Source organism: Cupriavidus sp. 01L46 (assembly GCF_056399905.1).
Window position 1 is genome coordinate 1 of sequence record NZ_JBFTSF010000510.1, and the last position, 2,503, is coordinate 2,503.

Here is a 2,503-nt window from a genome sequence, read left to right on the forward strand (position 1 = left end):
CGGCCAGACCGAGCTCGGCATGGTGCTGTGCAATCACCACGCGCTGCGCCATCCGGTGCACCTGGGCGCGGCCGATAAAGCTGATGCTGCCGTCGGGGTTCAGCTCCGCGGTGTCGCCGGTCAGGTAGTACTGGCCGACGAAGGCGCCGGTGGGCGTGCCGTGGTAGCCGGCAAACCAGGCCATCGGCGATTGCGCCATATCCAGCGCGAGCGTGCCAGGCTGGCCAGCCGGCAACTCGCGTGCGTTATCGTCCAGCACCACCACGCGATGGCCCGGGCTGGCGAAGCCGGCCGCGCCCAGGTGCACCGGATGGCGCAGCGCGTGGTGATTGCACAGCACCATGCCGAGCTCGGTCTGGCCGTAGTGATCGTGAATGGTGACGCAGAGCTGGTCGGCGAACCAGCGGATCACTTCCGGATTGAGCGGCTCGCCCGCGCTGCTGACCGCGCGCAGCTTGCCGCGCAGCGGCCCGGCCACGGCCTGGCCAGCCGCGATCAGCAGGCGATAGGCGGTGGGCGAGCCGGCCAGGTTGGTGATGCCGTACTTGTCGATCACCCGGCATGTGCTCTCGATGCTGAACGGGCCATCGTAGAACGTGGTGGGGTGTCCCAGGGCCAGAGGCCCGGTCACCGCGTAATACAAGCCATAGGCCCAGCCAGGATCGGCGAGGTTCCAGAAGGCATCCTCCGGGCGCAGGTCGACCGCGTCGCGCATGTAGCCCGCGAACGCGGCCACGGCCTTGAGCGGCACCAGCAGCGGCTTGGCGGGGCCGGTGGTGCCGGAGGTGAACATCATCAGGAACGGATCGTCGCCGGTGCGCATGACCGGATCGAACCGGGCCGGGTGGCGGTCAAGCTCCGCCCAGAAACTGAAGTCTCCGCGCGCGATGCCGCGCCCTTTGGCGCCGCCAACGGTGAGTACGACGGGGCAGTTCTCCACCTCATCGAGCTTGCCGCGATTGGCGCCGTCGGTCACCACGAGCCGGGCGCCGGAAGTCTGCAGCCGATGCTCGATGGCCTTGGGGCCAAAGGCGGTGAACAACGGCTGGTAGACCGCKCCGGCGCGCCAGGTGCCCAGGATGGTGACAAGCAGCTCCGGCGTGCGCGGCAGCAAGCCTGCCACACGGTCGCCGGGCCCGATGCCTTGCGCCGCGAGGAAGTTGGCGAATTGCGCGGAGAGCTTCTGCAACTGGCTGAAGGTATAGGTCTCGCTGGTGCCGTCGCGGCTCTCCCAGAACAGCGCGATGCGCCCGGGCAGTGCATGGCGGTCGCAGCATTCGATGCAGGCGTTGATGGCATCGAGCTTGCCGCTCAGGCGCTCCGAGAGCGATGCCTCATAGGAAAAGCCGGCGATGGCCTCGGCGTATTCGCGCATGGTGGTCTCCTGGTTTTCTTGTATGAATGGCAGCCGTCCGTATGGACAGGGGGTGCGCAAAATTCTGGGCCACACCGGCGTGCCCGGCAATGGCCAAAATTTCCAGGGTGGCTGAACCCGTTTGCCAGTGTGCGTCGCGAGGGCCGTTTGGGCGCGATGCTATCGGCCACCATGGCCACCATGGCCACCATGGCCACCATGGCCGCCGTGGCCACCATGGCCACCATGGCCGCCGTGGCCACCACCACCGTGACCACCGCCACTGTGACCGCCACCACCACCGTGACCACCACCATGGCCGCCTCCGCCTCCGCCTCCGCCTCCATGACCCGGCGGACGGCCGGGCGGATAACCACCAGGCGGGCGCGCATGTCCGGGCGGATAGCCCGGTCCCGGCCCATATGGCGGACGATGCGCCCAGCGCTCCCGGTCGTGGTACCAAGGCCGCCCGCGATAGTAGCGACCCCAGTAGGCGCCGATGGAGAACGTGATGATGGGAAGGCCGATCACGGTGCCGTAGTTCAGCACCGGAACACTGCCGCCCTGATAGRGATAGCCAAGCTGCCCGGCATAGACCCAGCCACGCAGGTTAGGCAGCGCCACGTCGCACCATGTGTACTGGCTGACGCACCCCATCACGGTGAGCGGCACGCCGCCGGACAGTTGCGCCACCACCGGGTAATCCGGCGCGGGTCCGGCACGCAGGTTGACGGGGGCGGTGGTAAAGGCTTGGGCAGGCTGCGCAAGCGCCACACCGGGCGCTGCCAGCAACGCGGTGATTCCCGCTAGAGCGCACTTAACAGCCACTCGGCGCATCAAGGCCTCCGCGGCCGCTGGTGATTGCGGTTTACCCCACCACGTGCCAGGGCGAGACGGAGAACGCCACCATCAGAACGGAAACGATGGCGGGGGCGCCGTATTTGATTGCGAGCGATTGGGAGAGTGTGCCGAGCAAGACATAGAGGCACACCAAGCCAATCGCGCACATGAAAACAAGGCTTTGATAATCTTGCATGGATGTCTCCGTTAGTCGTTATATTTTTTAACGTTATATCCAATGACATCGTCCGTACTAAGTAACAGCCTTGAGCACGATCAAGCCCATATTAAGTCCGGGCAATCGTGAGT

General features: G+C 66.1%; 3 protein-coding genes. All 3 read right to left on the minus strand.

Annotation, left to right across the window (positions count from 1 at the left end; translation table 11 throughout):
• A partial coding sequence (locus tag AC1DS3_RS37635; RefSeq protein WP_477129249.1) for an AMP-binding protein occupies window positions 1-1,375 on the minus strand: 1,375 nt, incomplete at its 3' end.
• Between the two features lie 159 nt (window positions 1,376-1,534).
• Complete coding sequence (locus tag AC1DS3_RS37640; RefSeq protein WP_477129250.1) at window positions 1,535-2,146, minus strand: SH3 domain-containing protein; 612 nt, start codon at window positions 2,144-2,146, stop codon at window positions 1,535-1,537.
• 76 nt (window positions 2,147-2,222) lie between these two features.
• Complete coding sequence (locus AC1DS3_RS37645) at window positions 2,223-2,390, minus strand: hypothetical protein (protein WP_006164149.1); 168 nt, start codon at window positions 2,388-2,390, stop codon at window positions 2,223-2,225.
• Window positions 2,391-2,503 lie beyond the last annotated feature (113 nt).